General features: G+C 61.1%; 18 protein-coding genes and 1 pseudogene. 11 read left to right on the top strand and 8 right to left on the bottom strand.

Going from position 1 to position 22127, the window contains the following annotated elements:
• Positions 1 to 98: 98 nt before the first annotated feature.
• From WHX55_RS11610 to iolC, 5 genes are all read right to left on the bottom strand, one after another.
• Positions 99 to 920: a TIM barrel protein gene (locus tag WHX55_RS11610; protein WP_353742644.1), complete on the bottom strand. Its 822-nt coding sequence runs from the start codon at positions 918 to 920 to the stop codon at positions 99 to 101.
• A 25-nt stretch (positions 921 to 945) separates the two neighbouring features.
• Positions 946 to 2448, bottom strand: a complete 1503-nt coding sequence (locus WHX55_RS11605; protein ID WP_353742643.1) for a CoA-acylating methylmalonate-semialdehyde dehydrogenase — start codon at positions 2446 to 2448, stop codon at positions 946 to 948.
• Positions 2449 to 2506: 58 nt separating this feature from the next.
• Positions 2507 to 3349 carry a 5-deoxy-glucuronate isomerase gene (gene iolB / locus WHX55_RS11600; RefSeq protein WP_150752341.1) on the bottom strand — a complete coding sequence of 281 codons (843 nt, stop codon included), beginning with the start codon at positions 3347 to 3349 and terminating at the stop codon, positions 2507 to 2509.
• A complete protein-coding gene (gene iolE, locus WHX55_RS11595) occupies positions 3346 to 4239 on the bottom strand; it encodes a myo-inosose-2 dehydratase (RefSeq protein ID WP_150727274.1) in 894 nt (297 codons plus the stop codon). The genes iolB and iolE overlap by 4 nt, the downstream gene beginning before the upstream one ends.
• Positions 4240 to 4340: 101 nt before the next feature.
• On the bottom strand, positions 4341 to 6278 hold the full coding sequence (gene iolC, locus WHX55_RS11590; protein ID WP_353742642.1) for a 5-dehydro-2-deoxygluconokinase: 1938 nt from the start codon (positions 6276 to 6278) through the stop codon (positions 4341 to 4343).
• Between the two features lie 310 nt (positions 6279 to 6588).
• Between iolC and WHX55_RS11585 the strand changes: the two genes are divergently transcribed.
• The 3 genes and pseudogenes from WHX55_RS11585 to WHX55_RS11575 form a co-directional block, all read left to right on the top strand.
• The gene (locus WHX55_RS11585; RefSeq protein ID WP_353742641.1) at positions 6589 to 7509 is read left to right on the top strand and encodes a MurR/RpiR family transcriptional regulator; all 921 of its coding nucleotides are present in this window, start codon (positions 6589 to 6591) and stop codon (positions 7507 to 7509) included.
• Between the two features lie 159 nt (positions 7510 to 7668).
• On the top strand, positions 7669 to 8784 hold the full coding sequence (locus WHX55_RS11580; protein WP_353742640.1) for a Gfo/Idh/MocA family oxidoreductase: 1116 nt from the start codon (positions 7669 to 7671) through the stop codon (positions 8782 to 8784).
• A gap of 184 nt (positions 8785 to 8968) precedes the next feature.
• Positions 8969 to 9194 (top strand): annotated as a pseudogene (locus tag WHX55_RS11575) (glycosyltransferase); the annotation flags it as partial.
• A 64-nt stretch (positions 9195 to 9258) separates the two neighbouring features.
• Here the strand turns inward: WHX55_RS11575 and WHX55_RS11570 are convergent.
• Positions 9259 to 10224 (bottom strand): LysR family transcriptional regulator, encoded by a 966-nt coding sequence (locus WHX55_RS11570; protein ID WP_150727270.1) that lies wholly within the window; start codon positions 10222 to 10224, stop codon positions 9259 to 9261.
• A 295-nt stretch (positions 10225 to 10519) separates the two neighbouring features.
• Here WHX55_RS11570 and argH point away from each other — a divergent pair, with 295 nt between their 5' ends.
• From argH to WHX55_RS11530, 8 genes are all read left to right on the top strand, one after another.
• Positions 10520 to 11947: an argininosuccinate lyase gene (gene argH / locus WHX55_RS11565; protein ID WP_150752345.1), complete on the top strand. Its 1428-nt coding sequence runs from the start codon at positions 10520 to 10522 to the stop codon at positions 11945 to 11947.
• A 140-nt stretch (positions 11948 to 12087) separates the two neighbouring features.
• On the top strand, positions 12088 to 12966 hold the full coding sequence (locus WHX55_RS11560) for an amino acid ABC transporter permease (RefSeq protein WP_150727268.1): 879 nt from the start codon (positions 12088 to 12090) through the stop codon (positions 12964 to 12966).
• Between the two features lie 10 nt (positions 12967 to 12976).
• The gene (locus WHX55_RS11555; RefSeq protein WP_150727267.1) at positions 12977 to 13741 is read left to right on the top strand and encodes an amino acid ABC transporter ATP-binding protein; all 765 of its coding nucleotides are present in this window, start codon (positions 12977 to 12979) and stop codon (positions 13739 to 13741) included.
• A 53-nt stretch (positions 13742 to 13794) separates the two neighbouring features.
• The gene (locus WHX55_RS11550; protein ID WP_150727266.1) at positions 13795 to 14619 is read left to right on the top strand and encodes an ABC transporter substrate-binding protein; all 825 of its coding nucleotides are present in this window, start codon (positions 13795 to 13797) and stop codon (positions 14617 to 14619) included.
• Between the two features lie 152 nt (positions 14620 to 14771).
• Positions 14772 to 15620: a polysaccharide deacetylase gene (locus WHX55_RS11545; RefSeq protein ID WP_150727265.1), complete on the top strand. Its 849-nt coding sequence runs from the start codon at positions 14772 to 14774 to the stop codon at positions 15618 to 15620.
• The gene (locus WHX55_RS11540; protein ID WP_150752346.1) at positions 15613 to 16500 is read left to right on the top strand and encodes a polysaccharide deacetylase; all 888 of its coding nucleotides are present in this window, start codon (positions 15613 to 15615) and stop codon (positions 16498 to 16500) included. Before WHX55_RS11545 ends, WHX55_RS11540 begins: the two co-directional genes overlap by 8 nt.
• Positions 16497 to 17846, top strand: a complete 1350-nt coding sequence (locus WHX55_RS11535) for an MmgE/PrpD family protein (protein WP_151213040.1) — start codon at positions 16497 to 16499, stop codon at positions 17844 to 17846. The genes WHX55_RS11540 and WHX55_RS11535 overlap by 4 nt, the downstream gene beginning before the upstream one ends.
• A 151-nt stretch (positions 17847 to 17997) precedes the next feature.
• Complete coding sequence (locus tag WHX55_RS11530) at positions 17998 to 19176, top strand: MFS transporter (protein ID WP_150752348.1); 1179 nt, start codon at positions 17998 to 18000, stop codon at positions 19174 to 19176.
• 85 nt (positions 19177 to 19261) lie between these two features.
• On the opposite strand, the gene WHX55_RS11525 is transcribed toward WHX55_RS11530, so the two are convergent.
• Positions 19262 to 19558 carry a PTS transporter subunit EIIB gene (locus WHX55_RS11525; protein WP_150752349.1) on the bottom strand — a complete coding sequence of 99 codons (297 nt, stop codon included), beginning with the start codon at positions 19556 to 19558 and terminating at the stop codon, positions 19262 to 19264.
• Between the two features lie 2 nt (positions 19559 to 19560).
• The gene (gene ptsP, locus WHX55_RS11520) at positions 19561 to 22095 is read right to left on the bottom strand and encodes a phosphoenolpyruvate--protein phosphotransferase (protein WP_353742639.1); all 2535 of its coding nucleotides are present in this window, start codon (positions 22093 to 22095) and stop codon (positions 19561 to 19563) included.
• Positions 22096 to 22127: the final 32 nt, after the last annotated feature.

Below are 22127 nucleotides of genomic sequence, written 5' to 3'. Positions count from 1 at the left end.
AGCCAGCGTCAATGTTGAATGTGCAGGCCCCATCGTCGGAACGCCGCCCGGAGCAAGCTCGCTCCCACAAGGGTTCTCCAATCAGTTCGATAACTGCCTCAGGCCAGGGATTTCTGCAAGTGATCCATACTCGCGCCGATCGCCCGTTCGATATCCGCCAGCCCATGCACGCTGTCAGCGAACGGTTCGAACGACAGGTAGCCGCTGTAGCCGCTAGCGAGCAAGGTGTCGATCTGCGCCGCATTGCCGAGGATGTCGCCCTCGCCCACCAGCACCCGGTGACCATCGCGAATGGTTGCCAGCGGGGCCTCGGCATCCTCGACCCCGGAGATGTGCACCAGCCCGGTCAGCTCAGGGAAGAACTCCTGCTCGCCGGCCAGGTGATGGTGAAAGGTGTCATGCACCAGCCGGAACACATCCAGCCCGCCGATGGCCTTTATCGCGTCCACCGCCGTGCGTTTACGGCGCAGCGAGCACTCTTCGAAACCCAGCGGTTCGATGAACCCGAGAATCCCGTGATCGCGCAGGATCGGCGCCAGCTGACTCAACGCCGTGCGCAGGCCTGAAGCGCGCTCGGCTTCGGTACGCGGGTCGGCACGGTCGTTCAACGGGCACATGACCAGCCCTTGCGCGCCGCAGTCCCGGGCATAGGCAGCGAGTTTCGAGGCCTGCTCCCGGCGCTCGTCGTTCCACACATCAAACGGATACAGCGCGTTGATCGAGAGCACGGTGATGCCTTTGGCCGCGCACAGCTCACGCACGCACTCGGGTGAGGTGCCGTCTTCGATCTCGACACCTTTGAGGTCATTGCGGATCTCGATGGCGTCGGCCTTGAGGGTCACCGCCAACTCGATGAACGCGGGCAGGGACAAACGTGGGGCGACCATACGGTTCAGGGCGAAACGCAGGGGTTTGCTCATTATTGTTGTTCTCCACACAAGTGAATTATTTGGCTGTCGGCATGCTGAATTCAGGGCCCTTGGCGATGCTGTCGGGCCAGCGTTGCATCACGCTTTTGTAGCGACTGTAGAAGCGGATGCCTTCTTCACCGTAGGCATGGTGGTCGCCGAACAGCGAGCGTTTCCAGCCACCGAACGAGTGCCAGGCCATGGGCACCGGAATCGGCACGTTGATGCCGACCATGCCGACCTTGATGGTGCGGGCGAAGGCTCGGGCAATGCCGCCGTCGCTGGTGAAGCAGGACACACCGTTGCCGAATTCGTGGGCGTTGATCAGCGCCACCGCGCTGGCGAAGTCCGGCACACGCACGATGCCCAGCACCGGACCGAAGATTTCCTGTTGGTAAATGCTCATCTCGGTCGTGACCTTGTCGAACAGCGTCGCGCCAACGAAGAAGCCGTTCTCGGCGCCCGGCACCTTGAAATGACGACCATCGACAATCAGCTGCGCACCTTGAGCCACACCCTGGTCAATGAAGCCTTCGACCTTGGCCTTGTGCTCGGCCGTCACCAACGGCCCCATGTCGCTGTCGCTCTGCATGCCGTTGCCGACCTTCAGTTGATCGATGCGCGGCAGCAACTTGGCGATCAAGCGGTCGCCGACATCACCCACCGCCACGGCAATCGAGATCGCCATGCAGCGCTCACCGGCCGAGCCGTACGCCGCGCCGATCAAGGCATCCGCCGCTTGATCCAGATCCGCATCGGGCATGACGATCATGTGGTTCTTCGCCCCGCCCAGGGCCTGCACGCGCTTGCCCCGGGAGGTGGCTTGCTGATGGATGTACTCGGCAATCGGCGTCGAGCCGACAAAGGAAATCGCTTCGATGTCCGGGTGTTGCAGCAGCGCATCGACCGCGGCCTTGTCGCCCTGGACCACGTTGAACACACCATCCGGCAACCCGGCCTCGGTGAGCAAACGGGCCATCAGCAAACTGGCGGACGGATCACGTTCGGACGGCTTGAGGATGAAGCAGTTACCGGTAACCAGCGCCAGCGGGATCATCCACAGCGGCACCATCACCGGGAAGTTGAACGGCGTAACCCCGGCACAAACACCCAGCGGCTGGCGCAGGTTCCAGTTGTCGATGCCGCCGCCGATGTTGTCGCTGAATTCGGTTTTCAACAGGTTCGGCGCACCACAGGCGTATTCGACGATTTCGATGCCACGGGTGACTTCGCCCTTGGCGTCGGAAAACACCTTGCCGTGTTCGCGGCTGATGATTTCTGCCAGTTCATCGTGATGGCGGTCGAGCAATTCCTTGAACTTGAACATCACCCTCGAACGGCGCAGGGATGATTGCTCGGACCAAGCTGGAAAGGCCTTGAGGGCCGATGCGACTGCCTCGTCCACAGTCTTCTCGCTGGCCAGCCCGACCCGTGCCTGCACGCTGCCGGTGGCCGGGTTGAAGACATTGCTGAACCGCTCACTGCCGGTGTCTTGCACCTGACCGTCTATGTAATGGCCGATTACCTGGGCGTCGCTCATCGTTATTGTTCTCCGTGCAGATAGTGGAATTCAGACGTTGGAATTCAGGCTTTTCAGTTCACAGATCAAGCAGCCAACTGTGCTGCGGATCGTTATGGAACTGCCAGACGCGTTTCGGGCCGGCCATCACGTTCAGGTAATACGACTCGTAGCCGTACGGCACACTGACCGGGTGATAACCCTTGGGCACGACCACCAGGTCGCTGTTTTCCACGGCCATGGCCTGATCGATGCTGCGATCGTCGGTGTACACCCGCTGGAACACGAAGCCCTGGGGCGGGTTGATCTGGTGGTAATAGGTTTCTTCGAGAAAGCTCTGGTGCGGCAGGTCGTCGGTGTCGTGCTTGTGTGGCGGGTAGCTGGAGGAGTGTCCGGACGGTGTGCGCACTTCGACCACCAGCAGTGAATGGGCGGGCTCGGTGTCCGGCAGGATGTCGCAGACGTAGCGGGTGTTGGCGCCCTTGCCGCGCACGCTGCGCTTCATCGTGTCGGGCTTGATCAGGCGTGGGCTGTAGGAGCTGCCGAAGGCTGCGATCTTTTCGCTACTGGCTTCAGTAGTGAAGCCAGGCGCGGAACACACGGCAATTTGCACATCACTCAGGGCGACCACCTGGGCTTGACTGCCGAGTGGCAAGTACGCGGCGAACGGAGACTTGTCTTCGAACACCGACTGCCGATCGCCAATGTTGTCCCAGTCGAACGCGCCCTGCCCCGGCGCTTCGCCCTTGATGCTGACCCGGCCGCTGAGCAGCACCAGGCACAGTTCTTTATCACCCGCCGAGACCGGCAGTGTTTCGCCCAGGCTCAAGCGGTAGGCGGCGAAGCCGACGTATTCCAGCTCGCCGTTGCCCAACTCGACCATGGTGCGGCCGCGGGCGTTGCTTTTGACCAGCAGGCTCATGACGCGATCCTCTCGTCGAGCAACGCACGCAAGGTGTCGTAGCCTTTTTTCGCGTAGACATAACTTGGCGCCACCGCCGGGTCCTGCTCGGCTTCGACCACCAGCCAGCCGTGGTAATCGGCGGCCAGCAGCACATCGAGCAATGAGCCGAAGTCGATATCACCATCGCCGGGCACGGTGAAGGTGCCGTTGATGATGCAGTCCGGGAAGCTCCACAGGTTGTTGCGCGCCAGCTGCACCACCGGTTTGCGCACGTCCTTGAAATGTACGTGGCAGATGCGTTCGATGTGTTTGCGCAGCACCTGCAAGGGTTCGCCGCCGCCCATGTAGCAATGGCCCGAATCGAACAGCAGGCCGACTTCGCTGCCGGTCAGGGCCATCAACTTGTCGATGTCCGCCGGGGATTCGACGTAGGCGCCCATGTGGTGGTGATAGGCCAGGCGCACGCCCTGGGACAGGGTGAAGCGCGCCAGTTCGGTGAGCTTGTCGGCGTACTCCTGCCAGGCCTGTTCGGTGTGCAAGCGCGGGCGTTCGACCAGAGGAATGCGCTGGCCCTGGATGGAGTCCGCGACCTCGCCATAGACCAGCACCTTGGCGCCGTTCTTCGCCAGCAGCTCGACATGACTGCCGATGGCGTCGATTTCCTCGGCCACGGAACGCCGTGCCAGACGGCTGGAATACCAGCCGGACACCAACGCCAGGTCATAGGGCCGCAGCACGTCGCCGACGCCTTTGGCGTCCTTGGGGAATTTGCCGTTGAGTTCAAAACCTTCGTAACCGATTTCCTTGCCTTCGCCGAGGGCGGTGCTCAATGGCGTCTCGCCACCGAGGGACGGCAGGTCGTCGTTGCTCCAGGAGATCGGGTTGATGCCAATTCGGATAGCGGGCATGGCTGCACCTTTTATTGTTGTACCTAACCGTTGAATACGGCACTGAACCCTGTGGGAGCGAGCTTGCTCCCACAGGTTCAGTGTTCACACATTGAAAATGTTCAGCTCCGCGCCGCACGCCAGGCATCGATCAATTCGACAAAGGTGCCTTGCACCTGCTGAATCAGCGCCTCATCGTCGATTTCCCCGGCCAACCACGCACGGCTCGGTTCCTGGAAAATCGTCCGGCCCACGGCGAACCCGCGGCAGGTCTGGCTCTGGCTGGCCTGTTGAAAGCCTTCGGCCAACGCTGATGCCGGGGCGTTCAAGCCCAGCAGCACCACCCCTCGGCAGTACGGATCGCGTTCCTGGATCAGTTCGTCGAGTTGCTGCCACTCCTCGGCGCTTTGCGCTTCGATCTTCCACCACGCCGGGTAGATGCCCAGGTTGTAGAGGCGCTTGAGGGCGCGATACAGCACGTCCGGGTGAGCCGAGGGGTGATCCTTGGGCGGGATGATTTCCAGCAGCAGTTCATGACCACTGACCTGGGACGCCTGATACAAACCCTTGATCTGCGCTTCCTGTTCCAGACGCAGCAACGGTTCGTCGTCGGGATGAAATTGCACCAGGCACTTGATGATCTGCTCTTGCGGCCAGGCGATCAGGTTGCTGCCGATAGAGCGACCGTGTTCGAAGGCCAATGGCCGCGAACCCTGGACTTCCACCGGCCGCGCCACCCACCAGCCGCGACCGGTGGCGGCATTCAGTGAGTCCTGGCCGAAACGTTGATCGGCCAGCAGCCCGACATTGGCGTCGGTACCTTGCTCGCGCAAATCGGTTTCGACCCGCTCCACGGCCTGGATAAAAAGTTGCTTGAGTTCGCAGATGGCGTTGAGGTCACGGCCGCCCTTTTGCGCCAGCTCCACCAGTTGCCCGCGATGGTCGAAGGCAAAGATGAACAGTTGCTTCCACTGTTTGCGCGGCACGCTGACCTGATGCAGGCGCTGCAACACCGCGTCCTGGTCCGGGCGGGTAATCGGCACCGGGCTGTTGAACAGGTAATCCAGTTCGGCGCGGGTCGGCATCGCCGGGGCGCAGGCATGGCGCGACACCACCAGGCCGCCACAGGCGTTGGCCAACTGGCAGCAGCGCTCATCGCTGGCGTCCTCCAGCCAACCGCTGAGGAAGCCCGACATGAAGGCATCGCCGGCCCCCAGCACGTTAAGCACTTCCACACGCACGCCGGGATAAATCGCACCGTCTTCAAGACGGGTCGGGATCTCTCCATGAATCACCGTGCAGCCTTGCGGACCGAGCTTGACCACCAGGGTCGCAGCGCTCAGGCGCCGGACATTGCGCAGCGCAGTGAGCAAATCCTCGGCACCACCGGCAATCAGGAACTCTTCTTCAGTGCCGACGATCAGGTCGAAACGCGGAAGGATTTTCTGCACATGCTGGCTGACGTTCTGGTCGGCGACGAAACGGGTCTCACCGTCCGCCTTGCCGGCCAGCCCCCAGAGCACCGGGCGGTAGTCGATGTCCAGCACCCGCTTGACGTTGTGCTTCTGTGCATATTCCAGGGCCAGGATGCTCGACTTGTACACACCGTCGGTGGAGAAATGCGTGCCGGTGATCAGCAAGGCTTTACTGGAAGAGATGAAGGCTTCGCTGATGTCTTCGGCCCGCAGTGCCATGTCGGCGCAGTTTTCGCGGTAGAAGACCAAAGGAAAGGTTTCGCGGTCCTTGAGCCCCAGCAGGACCATGGCGGTCAAGCGCTCCGGATCGACCTTGATGCCACTGACATCGCAGCCTTCACGGGTCAGGGACTCAACGAGGAAGCGCCCCATATGGTCGTCCCCTACCCGGCTCAGCATCGCCGACTTCAGCCCCAACCGCGCGGTGCCGAAGGCGATGTTGGCGGACGAGCCGCCGAGGTACTTGGCAAAGCTGCTTACATCCTCCAGCCGCGCCCCGACTTGCTGCGCATAGAGGTCGACGCCTAGGCGCCCCAGGCAAATCAGATCCAATTGACGCCCACTGGCAAAACGAGTCTGGCCCATGCTGGCTCCTGTTATTTTTATCAGCCTGCGTTCGGGGCGATGGCCGTACCGAACACTCTTGGTGGATGCAGACTAAAACGACCGGGACCGAATAATCAATAATTATTCCAAATATTTTTACATGGAATATTTTTTCCAATAAGCTTTGGCACATGCGTTCCAGAAGCAGTGCATCGTTTCAGCAAGCTTCACACTGCTGCAAGCTCAAGATTTTATTCGGGCCTACCCTGTAGACTGCGCACAGCCAACCTATTGTCAGGGGACGAAGTGAAAAATCGGCCCTATAAGAACAAGCCAGAAGGATTCCCCAATGTCCCGCACCGATCAGCCGGCTACGACCGAGAGCACGCCCGACAGCGATCTCACCAGCCCCCCGATCAATGCCGAGCGTCTGCTGCAGCTGATCACCGATGAATACGAAAGCCTGCCGCGCCAGCTCAAACGCATCGCCAGCTACATGAGCCAGCAGAGCGACCGGATCATGGTCGACCGCATCAGCGACATCGCTCGCGAATGCGAAGTGCACCCGTCGGCCATCGTGCGGTTTTCCCAGCGTTTCGGCTTCAGCGGCTTCAGCGAAATGCAGGCGCTGTTTCGCGAGGCGTATACCCACAAGACCACGCCGGTGCAGAACTACCAGCAGCGCATTCGCAGCATGATCGCCAACAAGTCACAGAAGGCCAGCGGCGGCGACCTGGCGCGCGAATGCATCGACGCCACCCTGTCGGGCATCGAACGGCTGGGGCTGGAACTCGATGATCAGGCCTTCGACAAGTCCGTGGATCTGGTGGTCAACGCTGACAACATCTACGTGGTCGGCGTGCGCCGCTCGTTCGCGGTGGCCGATTACCTGGTCTACAACCTGCAACACACCAACAAGCGCATCCACCTGGTATCGGGGCTCGGCGGCAGTTACCGCGAGCAGATGCGCAGCGTGCGCGCCAATGACCTGGTGATCGCCATCAGCTTCACGCCGTATGGCAAGGAAACCCAACACTGCCTGCGCATCGCCCAGCATCATCAGGCGAAAACCCTGATCATCACCGACAGTAACCTTTCACCTTTGGCCAAGCGCGCCAACACCGTGCTGCTGGTCAACGAAGGCAGCTCGTTTGCCTTCCGCTCGTTGAGTGCGACCTTGTGCCTGTGTCAGGCGCTGTTTATCGCCGTGGCTTATCGACTGGAATTGAAAGTCGATGAGATTCACGAGCAGGTCGGGTTCGAAGACTGACCGAGACACTGGCGTTACGGCGCCGCGCGCAGCGAAGAACTCCCGCGTTTGCACGCGAGCGCTCAGCGGCCACATGTAAATATTTATTCCATAATTGATGAAAAGGAATTTTTATTCTATAAACGGGTTTCCTGAAAACAAAAACCAAAGGATCCTGTCATGCGCGAACTCGGAATCGGACTTATCGGCACGGGTTTCATGGGGCGTGCCCATGCCCTGGCCTTTCGCAACGTCAGCGCAGCATTCGAACTGCCCTTCACGCTTCGCCTCGCCGCCCTGGCCGACGCCGATTCCGTTCGTGCCCAGGCATGCGCCACTGCCTGGGGCTTTGAGCAGGCCTATGGCGACTGGCAGCAATTGATCGACGACCCCAAGGTCAACCTGATCGCCATCACCACCCCCAACCACCTGCACTACCCGATGGCCATGGCCGCGCTTGCCGCTGGCAAACCGGTGTACTGCGAAAAACCGCTGGCGGTGAACCTCGAACAGGCCAACGCCATGCACCTGGCGGCCAAGGATGCGGGCGTGGTCACCCGTGTCGGCTACAACTACCAGCACAACCCGATCATCGGCCTGGCGCGGGAGTTGATTCAGAGCGGCAAACTCGGTGAGATCATCAGCTTTCAAGGCGAATTCAGCGAAGACTTCATGGCCGATCCAGCGTCACCCTGGTCGTGGCGCTGTGAGGCCGAACATGCCGGTGGCGCGCTGGCGGACCTGGGCAGCCACTTGCTGGGCATGGCGCGCTATCTGCTCGGCAATGTCGAAGCGGTATGCGCCGATTCCCAGACCGTGCACCGCCAGCGCCCGGCCACAGCCGGTAGCCAGGAACAACGCACAATTGCCGTCGACGATCAGGCCCATGCGTTACTGCGCTTTGCCAGCGGCGCGCGTGGCACCTTCAGCAGCAGTTGGCTCAAGCACGGCTACAAGAATCACCTGAGTTTCGAGATCAGTGGCACCCAAGGGACCCTGTCATTCGATCAGGAGCGTTTGAATGAGTTACGCCTGTGCCGTGTCGGCCAGGACGGTTTCCAGCGTTTACTGGCCGGGCCGAACCTGCCCGGATATGCAGCGTTCAGTCCCGCGCCGGGGCATCAGCTGGGCTACAACGAGTTGAAAACGCTGGAAGTGCATGAGTTGATCATGGCCTTGGCCGGGCACGGACAAGCCGGCACCGACTTCGAGCAAGCCCTGGAAGTGGAGCGGCTGGCGACGGCGATTCGATTGGCGGCGCGGGAACAGCGCTGGGTCAATATCAGCGAGGTCTGATCGCCGATAAGGCTGCCGCCAATAGGCGGTAGCAGGACGGACGCCGGGCGAAAGTCTGTGGAGCCTGTACCTGTTCACAGCTGATCTCTGCGAAATTCGATTCCGTCGGTGGCAGCCGCAAGCACCGGGGTATCACCGGCCGGGGCCACGCGTTGCGCTTCACCGCGGGAGAGCGTGGCCGGATAAGGACGCCAAGGTGATCAAGTTCATGGTCAATATCGCAGGACTTGCAACCAGTCTTCAGCCAATCGTTCCTGGGACTGGAAAGTGTTGCGGCGCCTGCTTGTGTGATGATGGATCTCAGCGATTATCGCGCTCTTCACGGCACGGCATTGGGAACTCTACAAGCAGTATTGAGCGGGTGTTTCGATAAAAACGATTTCGTGTTGCTGCAAGTGCTGAAGCCTTAAACCTGGTCCAATCATCCCCATTGGCCGCCAGTGTTCGTTAGTTAGTGTTCAACGCGGCGAACAATCAAACCGAGGCTTTTAAATCCACGCCCAGTGCCTGGGCAAATGCCTTCACCAAGGGGCTGCGCACAGTGTTATGGCGCAGGATCAGACTGAACGGCGTGACGATGTTGATCAGGTCCGGGCGCACCGCGCGAAACTCTCCCCGCGCCACCATCGGTGCGGCGTAATGCTGGGGCAGGAACCCCAGGAAACGACCCGTCTTGATCAGCAGCGCAACGGCCTCCACCTGGGTTGCCGAGGCCGAAAAGCTGTCGTAGTGGGCAAATTTCAGTTTGTCGCGATGAATCGCGTAGCGATGGTTGATGCACTCGTAATCCTTGAGCACATTACCACCCATGTCCGCGTCCGCCATGGAGAACAGCGGGTGGCCGAGCGCGCAATAAACCTCCGAGCGTTCTTCGTATAGCTCGTAGTAATCGAACTCTTCGCGTTTTTGATAAACCGGCACAATTCCCGCCACCAACCGCCCCTCGACGACACCTCTTTCAACCTCATCAAGTTGCGTGGCCTGAAGTTGAAATCTAACCTTGGGAGATTGTTCGTTTATACGTCTAAGCGCGGCAACTAACGGCGAATTGGCGTCAGAGATAGTGTTATCAATAACCCCCACACCAAGATCACCGACAAGTTCGTTTTGCGCTGAACTAAGACGGTCGCGAAAATTGTCGACCGAGGCAAATAAGTCTATCGACGCCTGATACACCAGACGCCCTTCTTCCGTCAGGTGAAAGCCCTCTCGCCCCCGCGTGCAAAGGCGCATACCGATACGGATTTCCAGGTCGGAAATCTGTTTACTGATGGCTGCCAGCCCCACATTCAGCTCATTTTGCGCGGCACTGAAGCCACCTGCCTCGACCACGGCCTTGAACACTTTGAGCAGTTTGAAGTCCAGCCCGCTGAGGGCCAGCGGTGCCCGTTGCAGCGTTTTCGGCGGCGGGTTTCCGGAATTGGAAAGTGGGGTTTCCATAATGCTTATTTACCTCTGGCGCCCTATTCAACAATCTGTGCCCAACAACAAAAATATAGCTGGCCTAATAATAATGAACACAGAAAACCAGGCTTGGCAACCGCCAATAAACCCCGAACATCAGTGCCAAACCACTGATCTCAAAACATTAAAAGCTGACACTTCGATCAGCTCTCGCAACGATGCAACTGCCCTCTTGAAAACTGCTCTGGCCTGATTTCGTTCGCTGACTTTTTAGCGACGTTGCGGCCCGGCATACCCATTTCAGTTCGCGTTACCGACGAGGAAAACAACAATGTCTCAAACCACCGACCGTCTCTGGGGTGCTCGCTTCAAAAGCGGCCCTAGCGAAGCCTTGGCGGCCCTGTCCCGTTGCCCTGAGCGCTACTTCCGGCTCACCCCGTACGACCTCGCCGGCTCCAAGGCCCATGCCCGGGAACTGCAGCGCGCCGGACTGCTGAGCGAGCAAGAAACCCAGACCATGCTCGACGCCCTGGAACGTATCGGCGCTGACTTCCGCGCCGGCAGCATTGCCCCGACCCTGGACGACGAAGACGTCCACACCTTCATCGAACGCCTGCTGACCGAACGCCTTGGCACCCTCGGTGGCAAGCTGCGCGCCGGTCGTTCGCGCAACGACCAGACCGCCAACGACCTGCGGCTGTTCCTGCGTGACCACGTGCGCACCCTGGCCGTTGAAGTGCTGGGCTTGCAGCAGGCGCTGGTGGACCAGGCCGAGCAACACATCGAGAGCATCTGCCCCGGCTTCACCCACCTGCAGCAGGCACAACCGATCGTGTTTGCTCATCACCTGCTGGCCCACGCCCAGTCGATGCTGCGCGACGTGCAGCGCCTGGTGGACTGGGACGCGCGCACTTCGCTGTCGCCACTCGGTGCGGCGGCCATGGCTGGCTCGGCTATCGCTCGTTTACCTCAGCAATCGGCAAAAGAAATGGGCTACAGCGGTGTTTGCGAAAACTCCATCGACGCCGTGGCCAGCCGCGATCACGTCGCCGAGTTCCTGTTCATCGCCAGCATGCTCGGCATCAACATCTCGCGCCTCGCCGAAGAGTTCTGCCTGTGGTCGTCGCGGCAATTCCGCTGGGTCGCGCTGGACGATGCCTACGCCACCGGTAGTTCGATCATGCCGCAGAAGAAAAACCCGGACATCGCCGAACTGGCGCGGGGCAAGGCGGGTCGCCTGATCGGCAACCTGACCGGCCTGTTGTCCACCCTCAAATCCCTGCCGCTGTCCTACAACCGCGACTTGAGCGAAGACAAGAACGGCGTGCTCGACAGCGTCGACACCCTGCTGCTGGTGCTGCCGGCCATGGCCGGAATGGTCGCGACCATGACGGTCAACGTCGAAGAGCTACGTCGCCAGGCACCGCTGGGCTTCACCCTCGCCACCGAAGTCGCCGACTGGCTGGCGGTGCGCGGCGTGCCGTTCAAGGAAGCTCACGAAATCACCGGTGCGTTGGTCCAGGCTTGCGAGAAACACGACATCGAATTGTGGGAAGCCTCCCCGGCACTGCTGGCGGAAATCGACCCGCGCCTCACACCAGAAGTACGCGCAAGCCTGACCCTCGAAGCCGCCATCGCCGCCCGCAGCGGCTGGGGCGGGACCGCGCCACAACAGGTGCGCGAACAGATCGGCCGCCTGAAAACCGCCCTCGCCGCCCAGCAGTTATGGACCGAGGACTATCAGGGCTTCCGCCTTTAAGCAGTGATGCAAAACCTGTGGGAGCGAGCTTGCTCGCGATTGCGGTTTCACATTCAACATCAATGTGAACTGACCCACCGCTATCGCGAGCAAGCTCGCTCCCACAGGGATAGCGTTGAAACCGAGTTCGGAGAAACAACATGAGCCAGACACAGGCAGAACGACTCCAGGCGGAGCGCAAACTGGCGGAAAACCAGTTCGACATCACCCAGTACGATCATGTACCGCGGCGTTACTACGGGCGGATTTTCTTCGCCACGGTGATCGTCATCGCGATTATCGGCCTGGTGCGCGCCTTCGCCGAAGGCAAGATCGAATGGTCGTACATCGGCCAGTTCCTCACCTCCCAGGCGATCATGTGGGGCTTGCTCAACACCATCGTCATGGCGGTACTGGCAATGGCGCTGGGCATCGTGTTCGGCGTGATCACCGCGATCATGCGCATGTCTGCCAACCCGATCCTGCGCTATGTGGCGCTGATCTACACCTGGCTGTTTCGCGGTACGCCGCTGATTCTGCAACTGCTGTTGTGGTTCAACCTGGCGCTGATCTTCCCCACCATCGGCATCCCCGGCCTGTTCGAAATGGACACCGTGAGCCTGATGACCCCATTCGTGGCGGCCCTGCTCGGCTTGAGCATCAACCAGGGTGCCTACACCGCCGAAGTGGTGCGAGCCGGCCTGCTCTCGGTGGACACCGGGCAGTATGAAGCCGCCAAGTCGATCGGCATGCCGCGCCTGCAAGCACTGCGCCGGATCATCTTGCCCCAGGCCATGCGCATCATCATTCCACCGGTGGGCAACGAGTTCATCGGCATGGTGAAAATGACCTCGCTGGCGAGCGTCATCCAGTACTCGGAACTGCTCTACAACGCGCAGAACATCTACTACGCCAACGCCCGCGTGATGGAGCTGCTGATCGTCGCCGGTATCTGGTACCTGGCCACCGTCACCGTCCTGTCCTTTGGTCAAAGCCGTCTGGAGCGTCGTTTCGCCCGCGGCGCCGGCAAGCGTTCCTGAGGAGCCGCACATGAGAAGCATCGTCAAGGCCGTGAGCCTGAACAAGTACTACGACCATTTCCACGCGCTCAAGGACATCAACATCGAAGTCGAGCAAGGCGAAGTGCTGTGCATCATCGGCCCGTCTGGCTCCGGCAAGAGCACCTTGCTGCGCTGCGTCAACCAGCTGGAAAAGATCGACAAGGGCGGCCTGTGGGTCGACGGCGAACTGGTGGGTTACCGCATCGCCGGCAACAAACTGCACGAACTCAACGAGTCGCAGATCGCCCGTCAGCGCCTGGCGACCGGCATGGTGTTCCAGCGCTTCAACCTGTTCCCGCACATGACTGTGCTGCAAAACATCATCGAAGGGCCGTGCCAGGTGCTCAAGCGTTCGCCCAAAGAGGCGCACGAAGAAGCCCTGGAATTGCTCGCCCGCGTCGGCCTGGCCGACAAACGCAACAGCTACCCGATCGAGCTGTCGGGTGGTCAGCAACAACGCGTCGCCATTGCTCGTGCATTGGCCATGCGCCCCAAGCTGATGCTGTTCGATGAACCCACTTCGGCACTCGACCCGGAACTGGTCGGTGAGGTGCTGTCGGTGATGCGCGATCTGGCGCAGACCGGCATGACCATGATCGTCGTCACCCATGAACTGGGCTTCGCTCGCGAGGTTTCCAACCGCATGGTGTTCATGGACGAAGGACAGATCGTGGAGGCTGGAAGCCCCGAAGAAATACTAATAAGTCCGCAAAACCCACGCACCCAAAGCTTCATTTCTGCCGTTCGAACCTAAGGGCCTGGCTCGCAAATCAAGAGCTGCCTCACAACACTCATAAGAGAACGACCATGAAGAACTTCGTTATTCCAGCTGTACTCGCAGGCGTTATGGCATCCGGCTTCACCTTCGCTGCCGAATTGCCGGCCAGCATCAAGGCCAAGGGCGAGGTCGTTGTGGCGATCATGCCGAACTACCCGCCGATGGACTTCAAGGACCCGGCCACCAACACCCTCACCGGCCTCGACGTTGACCTGGGCAACGCCTTGGCCGAACGCCTGGGCGTGAAGATCAAATGGCAGGAAACCGGTTTCGAGCAAATGATCAACGCGCTGACCACCGACCGCGTCGACATGGTGATGTCGGGCATGACCGACACCGCCGAGCGTCAGGCCAGTGTGACCTTCGTCGACTACTTCACCAGCGGTCCGCAGTTCTACACCTTGCAGAAAAACAAGGACACCAACGAGATCATCGACCTGTGCGGCAAGAAAGTCGGCACCAGCCGACGTACCACCTTCCCGGCGGAAATCGCCGAGTGGAGCAAGGCCAACTGCGAAGCCGCCGGCAAGCCTGCGATCAACGTGATCGGCACTGAAGGCTCGGCAGACGCCCGCGCGCAACTGCGTCAAAGCCGTATCGACGCGGCCATGCAGGGCAGCGAAACCCTGCCGTACCTCAAGACCCAGGAAAAGGACATGTACAAAACCGTGGGCCTGCCGATTTCCAAGCAGTTCACCGGGCTGGGCGTGAGCAAGAAAAAGCCTGAGCTGAGTGAAGCGGTGAAAGTGGCGATGCAGAGCATGGTCGATGACGGCAGTTACCAGGCGATCCTGAAGAAGTGGGATCTGGAACTGGGTGCGATCAAGACGGTGACGGTTAACGCCGGGAAGTAATTGCAAAGGCGTCCCAAATCCATTGTGGGAGCGAGCCTGCTCGCGATAGCGGTGTATCAGTCAATGAAGATGTTGAATGTACTGGCCTCATCGCGAGCAGGCTCGCTCCCACAAGGTCTTGTGATTGTTTATAGATCGTCGGAGCACTAACGATGTCCTCCTCACCCCAACCCACCTGGCCTGACCAGCACAAAGCCTGCCTGGCCCTGGCCTTCGACCTCGACGGCCCCACCGGCGATGCCATGCTCAACGGCTCGATCTGGCGCAAGCCCGAGTATTTCGGCTTCGGCGGTTATGGCCCGTACCGGGCGCTGCCGCGGATTCTCGATCTGCTCGACGAATTCCGTCTGCCGACGACGTTCTTTGTCCCGGCCTGGGTCGTGGAGAACTGGCCGAAACAGTGTCAGGCGATTGTCGAGCGCGGGCATGAGGTGGCTTATCACGGCTACAAACACGAATCCTTCTACGCCCTGACGCTGGAACAGCAAAAGGACGTGATGAAGCGGTCCCGCGAGGTGTTCTGGAAGCACCTGCACATCCGCGCCGAAGGTTTCCGCACGCCGTCCGGCGACTGGCGGGCCGAAACCCCGGCGATGCTGGTAGAGGCCGGCGTGACTTACTCCAGCAGCATGCGCGGCGATGACCGGCCGTACCTGGTGAATGTTCCGGGCCACGCCACGCCGCTGGTGGAAATCCCCGGTCGCTGGGAAATGGACGACTACGCCTCCATCGCCTATACCCGCGCGCCGGACTTCCCTTCGGGGCTGGACCGTACCGCCAGCTACGCCCTGACCCTGGACAACTGGTGCCGCGAATACGACGGCGCCATGGATGAAGGGCTGTGCCTGACCACCCTGTTCCACCCCAAGATCACCGGCAAACCAGGACGCATCCTGTTGCTGGAAAAACTCTTCGAACACATGCGCCAACGCGACGACGTCTGGTTCGCCACCTGCCGTGACGTCGCCCAGTGGTGGCTGAAGGAACATCACCATGGTTGATTCCACTGTCTGGCCGAAGGGCTACCGCTGCGCCGTGGTACTGACCGTCGACTACAACGACGTCCACGGCATTCTCACCCAGGCCCCGCAAGTTGCCGGACGCGACAAGACCCTGTCGGTCTGGCGCTACGGCACCCAACGCGGCGTGGAGCGTTTGCTCGCTCTGTTCAAGGAGCTCGGTGTTTCCAGCAGCTGGTTCGTACCCGGTATCGTCGCCGAGGAAAACCCCGAGCATATTCGTGCGATCCAGGCGGGCGGGCATGAGATTGCCTGCGCCGGGTATCACCATCAGAACTACGACACCCTCGACCTCGCCGCGCAGAGCGCCGACATCGCCAAAGGATGCGCGGCGTTGACGGCGCTGACCGGTCAGCGTCCCACCGGTTTGCGCATCCCCGCCGGCAACGGTGCACCGGGCTTCATCGAGGCGTTGAGGGATCAAGGCATTCGCTGGTCGTCGTCTTGGCGTGGTGATGACTTGCCGTTCGCTCACCCGACCGCGCCCGACGTGATCGAGTTGCCCCTGCATTACGAACTGGAGGATGAACCCTACTTCGCCTTCAATCTCAGCCCGGCGGTGCCGCCGGCGCAATCGCGGATCGCATCCTACAGCCACACCCTGGGCAACCTGCAAATGGACTTCGCCGGGTTTCATCGCTTCGGCCTGTGCTACGTGTTGCGCCTGCATCCGGAAATCATCGCTACGCCGGGGCGCATTGGTGTGTTGCGTGAGTTGCTCGAAGGGATTTTGCAGCACGATGACGTGTGGATCGCTACCGGTGCTGATGTCGCCCAGTGGTGGGCGCAATCCGCAGCGCCGATCACTGAAGATCATCCGGCGTCGGTGTATGAGCGGCATTATCGGGACTACGTGCTATGACAGAGCGCATGCAACGACTGGCGAAATTTTGCGTGGATACGCGGTTCGAGGACCTGCCGCCCGCACTGGTGGAACAAGCCAAGCGCCACATCCTCGATACTTTCGGCGCGACCCTCGCCGGGGCAGACAGCGAAGTCGCGAAAACGGCACGGCAGGTATTCGAAGACGAAACGGGCGACACCTTGGTCTGGAGCACTCGCCAGCGGGTCGGCGCCGCTCAGGCAGCCATGCTCAACGGCATCGCCGCCCATGCCCTGGAACTGGACGACACCGGTGGCTGCGACCACTCCGGCGCCGTGGTGCTGCCGGCGGTCATGGCGGCGGTGTCGATGGCCGGGCAACCGGTGAGCGGCCGCGAGTTCATCACGGCCGTGGTGATCGGTTACGAAGTCGGGCGCCGGGTGCTCGAAGCTTGCGGCGGCTACTCAGCCCATAACGGCGCTGGCTGGCACTCCACGGCGACCTGCGGGGTGTTCGGCGCGGCAGCCGCCAGTGCACGGATTTTTCGATTGAATGCCGGGCAAACCTTGTCGGCACTGGGCATCGCCGGCAGCTTCAGCGGTGGCTTGTGGGCTTTCATCCACGACGGCTCGCAAAGTAAAAAACTGCACAGTGGCCGGGCCGCCGAAGGGGGTTTGCTGGCGGCGCGGTTTGCGCAGCAGGGCATCAGTGGTCCAACAAGGTTATTCGAGGATGTCTGGGGCGGCTTTTTGCAGACACTTGCCAGCGCCACCTCAACCCCCGAAGCACTGGATGCCGATCTCGGTGCCGTATGGAAACTCGCCCGCTGCTCGATCAAGCCCTACGCCTCGTGTCGCGGCACGCATTCGGCCATCGATGCGTTGGGGCTTTTGCTCGACCAATTGAATGTGCCGGTCGATCAGGTCGAAGACATACAGGTTTCGCTGTGCAGTTTTCTCAAGGACATGTGTGGCGGCCAGGATGTCGGCACCCTCGCCGCGGCGCAGATGAGCCTGACGTATGCACTGGCGGCACGGCTGGTACATGGTCATTGTCGATTGCAGGCCTATGACGATGAAGCGCGCAACGATCCACGCATCGTCCAGTGGATGTCACGCATTCGCCTTGAAGTGGACCCGCTACTGTCCGAGGATGGCGAGCCCGTGGTGACACTGCGGACCGTGGACGGTCGGCAAGCGAGCCTGTGCGTTGAAGTGCCGTTGGGCGCGCCGGGTAATCCGCTGAGTGATGAGCTGCTTGCGGAGAAGTTTTTCAGTTTGGCGACGCGGGTGATGCCGCGGGAGCAGGCGCAGGCGTTGTTTGAGCAGTTGTGCCGGCTTGACGCACTTGAATCGGTTCGTTCGCTGGATCGGTGGATGGCTTGAATCTCGCGCTATCTATGCAGACCTCTTCGCGAGCAGGCTCGCTCCCACAGTTGAAATGCATTCCCCTGTGGGAGCGAGCCTGCTCGCGAATGGCCGCGACTCGGTACATCGGCGAACACTACAGAATCTGAATAAGGACATTTGCACCACCGTGGCCACTTACTCGCTCGTTATCCGCCGCTTGATGATCGTTTCACTGACCATCGTGGTCAGCCGCGCCATCACCAGCCCCTTGCTCACGCTGTTCCTGAGCAACAAGCTGGGCCTCAACCAACAGGACGTTGGCTTGCTGCTCGGTATCGCGGTGTTCATCGCCACCCTGCTGGCTCTTTACGGCGGCTATATCATCGACCGCCTGGAAAAGCGCCGGCTGCTGATCCTGGCGATGCTCTCCAGCGCCATCGGCTTCGTGCTGCTGACCTTTGCCGAAAACCTCTACCTGACCACCGCCACCCTGGTGATCACCGAGACCGCTTCAGCGCTGTTCCTCATCGGCTCCAAAGCGATCCTCAGCGAAAACCTGCCCATGGGCCAGCGGGCCAAGGCGTTTTCCCTGCGCTACACGCTGACCAACATCGGCTATGCCACAGGCCCCATGCTCGGCGTGGTGATTGCCGGGGTCTATCCGATCGCACCCTTCCTGATTGCCGGTGGCATCGCGTTCTTCAGCATCTTCCTGATGATCGGCATTCCCAGGGATTCGGCGCAGACACCCGCCATCGGGCAACCCCAGAGTTTCCTGAAAACCCTGGTCACCCTGAAAAACGACCGCACCCTGATCATGTTCACTTGCGGCTGCCTGCTCAGCACCGTGGTGCACGGGCGTTTCACCCTCTACTTGTCGCAATACCTGCTGGTGACCCACGATTCCAAACGCGCCCTGGAAATCATGGCCGCCCTGCTCGCCTGCAACGCCATCAGCGTGATCCTGCTGCAGTACCAGATCGGCCGGTTCCTCAATCGCGAGAAGCTGCGCTACTGGATTGCCGCGGGCACCAGCCTGTTCATCCTTGGCCTGATCGGCTTCAGCCTGGCCGACAGCATGGTGAGTTGGTGCGTGGCGATGTTCATCTTCACCCTCGGTGAAATGATCATTTACCCGGCCGAGTTCCTCTTCGTTGACACCCTGGCCCCGGAAGAGCTGCGCGGCAGCTATTACGGAGCCCAGAACCTCGCGGCCCTCGGTGGCGCCCTGAGCCCGGTGATTTGTGGCTTTCTATTGATGCACACCCCCGCACCCACGATGTTCTATGCCTTGAGCGCACTGACCGCGATGGGTGGGCTCCTGTGCTTCATGAGCGGTCGTCGGGTGGCTATGGTGCAAAAATAATGCACTGGAACTGCATTGATATGAACCTTTGAGCGGCACGAGCGGGTGAACGACAGCGAACCCTGCGCGGATCACGCGCAGGCCGTCAGTCCCACTTTGGGCACCGGGTTAATACATGCACCACGCCATCCGCCAGCACCATCACCCCCGGCACACCCGCCGCACGCAAGGCCTGTTCGTCCAGTCGGGTTACATCACGCAACTGGACCCGCACTCGCGTTATCGCAATGCGCTGTTGCGACGCCAGGTTATCCAGCCCACCCAGCGCGGCGACCACGCTCGACGGCAGGTCCGTAGAAAGCCTGGCAGCCACCTTCGGCTCTTCCACCAGCAGATCCGGGGTCAATGCCTTCCAGAACGCCCGTTGCATTTTCTCGAACATGTTCAGTTCTCCAACACCTGTGAAGTTTCGACCATCGCCTGCTGCTGCGAAGACAAGGCCTCGCGGACCTGCTCAGCGCTCTCCAGCCCGAGTATCTGATGCGCGACGGCCTGACAGTCGCTGAGCTCGACCTCGCGAATCGCGGCCTTGATCGCCGGAATCAGCGGCACGCTGACCGACAGTTCATCCACCCCAAGCCCCAGCAACAGCGGCACCGCCAGAGTCTCCGAAGCCAGCGCGCCACACACCCCGACCCACTTGCCATGGGCATGGGCGGCCTTCACGGTGCTGGCGATCAGACGCAGTACCGAGGGGTGAAAACTGTCGGCCTGACTGGCCAGACGTGGGTGATCGCGGTCCATGGCCAGGGTGTATTGGGTCAGGTCGTTGGTGCCGATGGAGAAGAAATCCACCTCGGGGGCAAACAGGTCCGCCATCAATGCCGCGGACGGGACTTCGATCATGATGCCCAGTTTCGGCAGCGCCTTGAGCCCGAGCGCCAGCGCCTCTTCTTCCAGCATCTGCCGCGCCAGGCGCAACTCCGACAACTGGCTGACCATCGGCAGCATGATGTGCAGACGGGCCAGACCGGCGCTGCTCAGAATTGCCCGGAACTGCTCGCGCAACAGCTGCGGACGCTCCAGGCACAAGCGAATTCCGCGCATGCCCAGAAACGGATTGGCCTCGCTGTCCATTGGCACGTAGGCCAGCGGTTTGTCGCCGCCCACATCCAGTGTGCGCACCACCAGATTGCGCTCTGGCCCAAGGGCCCGGGCAATGGCACTGTAAGTGACCGCTTGCTCGTCATGGCTGGGCGCGTTGTTGCGCTCCAGATAAAGAAACTCCGAACGCAGCAGACCGACACCCTCGCCGCCTAGCGCCATCGCCTGCTCGACCTCAAGCAGCGAGGCAACGTTGGCCGTCACCTCGAAGTGATGGCCGTCACGGGTACAGGCCGCCAGCGAAGCCTGCTCGAGTTCACGCTGATGCCGTTGCCGTTGCTGCTGACGTTTGCCGTGCAGCTGTTCGATAGCCGCCAGTTCAGGGTCCAGGTGCAACTCACCCTTGTCCGCATCGAGCAGCACCCGGGTTCCGCTGGCCAGCGACAGCACCTGCACCGGCAAACCACACACCGCCGGTAAACCCAAGGCCTGGGCGAGTATCGCCACATGGCTGGTGGCACCGCCGCCCACGGTGGCGAAACCCAACACCTTGTCGGTATCCAGGGCAGCGGTCTGCGACGGTGTCAGTTGTTCGGCAATCAGAATCGCCTGGTCCGGCAACTCCCAGATACCGTCCGGCACCCCGAGAATCAGCTTGAGCACGCGCTGGCCGACATCCATCAGGTCCAACGCCCGCTCGGCCAACAAGGTGTTGCCCAGCGACTTGAACAGCGCAGCGGTGGCTTCAGTAGCACTGTTCCAGGCAAACGCCGCGCTCTTGCCCTCGTCAATCAGGGCCTGGGCTTGCTCCAGCAGACTCGGGTCTTCCAGTAACTCCTGATGTGCCTTGAAGATATCCTCCTGCGCCTTGCCTTTCGCGTTGTCGCGCAAGTGTTGCAGTGCCTGCGTCGCGCGGGTCAGCGCACGCTCCAGCGACTCGCGCTCCACGCGTTGATCCGCGGCAAACTCAGGCACCTCCAGGGTGCGCTCAGCCACCTGCACCACCTGCCCAAAGGCTGAACCCGCCGAAGCACAGACACCGCGCAACAGCTTCGTCGACACCTCCTGCACCTGAGCCGCCGGCGTTACGACCGCCACCGCAGTCACGGCCTCACCGCAGCCATCCGCCAGTAGTTGGGCCAACGTGCTGATTGCCAATTCGGCATCTTCGCCCACTGCACTGACCTGCAGCGCATCGCCGTGAACCGTCTGCAACGCCATGATCGCCACCAGGGACTTGGCGTTGGCGCTGTCCTGCTGCTTGTGCAGGCAAATGCTTGCCGCAAAACCTTTCGCCGCCTGCGCAAAGATCGCCGCCGGCCGCGCGTGCAGGCCATTGGCGTTGGGCAGGTGGACCGGTTTGGAGAACAGCGCTTCGCCCTCCTCCTGCGCAACGCTGGAACGCGGATCGCCGAGGCTCAGGCGCAACACGGGCTGGGCACACGCCACCAGACCATTGTCAGGTGTCAGCAGGCTGAAGGACTCGCCACTGACCAACAGCATCAAGGTCAACAGGCTGCGGGCATGCAGGGCTACATAGTCGGCATCGAACTCGATCAACGGCTGTCCGGCCTCGACACGCTGGCCCTGCTCGACCAAGGCGCTAAACCCCTTACCCGCCAGGTTCACGGTGTCCAGACCAATGTGCAGCAACACCTGTACGCCGCTGTCATCGGTGATGCTGATCGCATGGCCACTGTGTTGAAGGTTGCTGATCACGCCGGCCAACGGCGCGCAAAGGGTCTGCGAGGTCGGATCGATGCACAGGCCGTCGCCGATCACCCGGCTGGCGAACACCGGATCCGGCACGTGATCAAGTGGCACCAGCACCCCGGACAGCGGCGCCAGCAATTGCAATGGTTGGGTTATGGTCATGACTTCACCTGCGGTTTTGTTCTTTGAAGTGC

It is taken from the genome of Pseudomonas fluorescens, assembly GCF_040448305.1.
Lineage (GTDB): Bacteria > Pseudomonadota > Gammaproteobacteria > Pseudomonadales > Pseudomonadaceae > Aquipseudomonas > Aquipseudomonas fluorescens_BH.
This window is presented reverse-complemented; position numbering and strand designations above follow the sequence as displayed.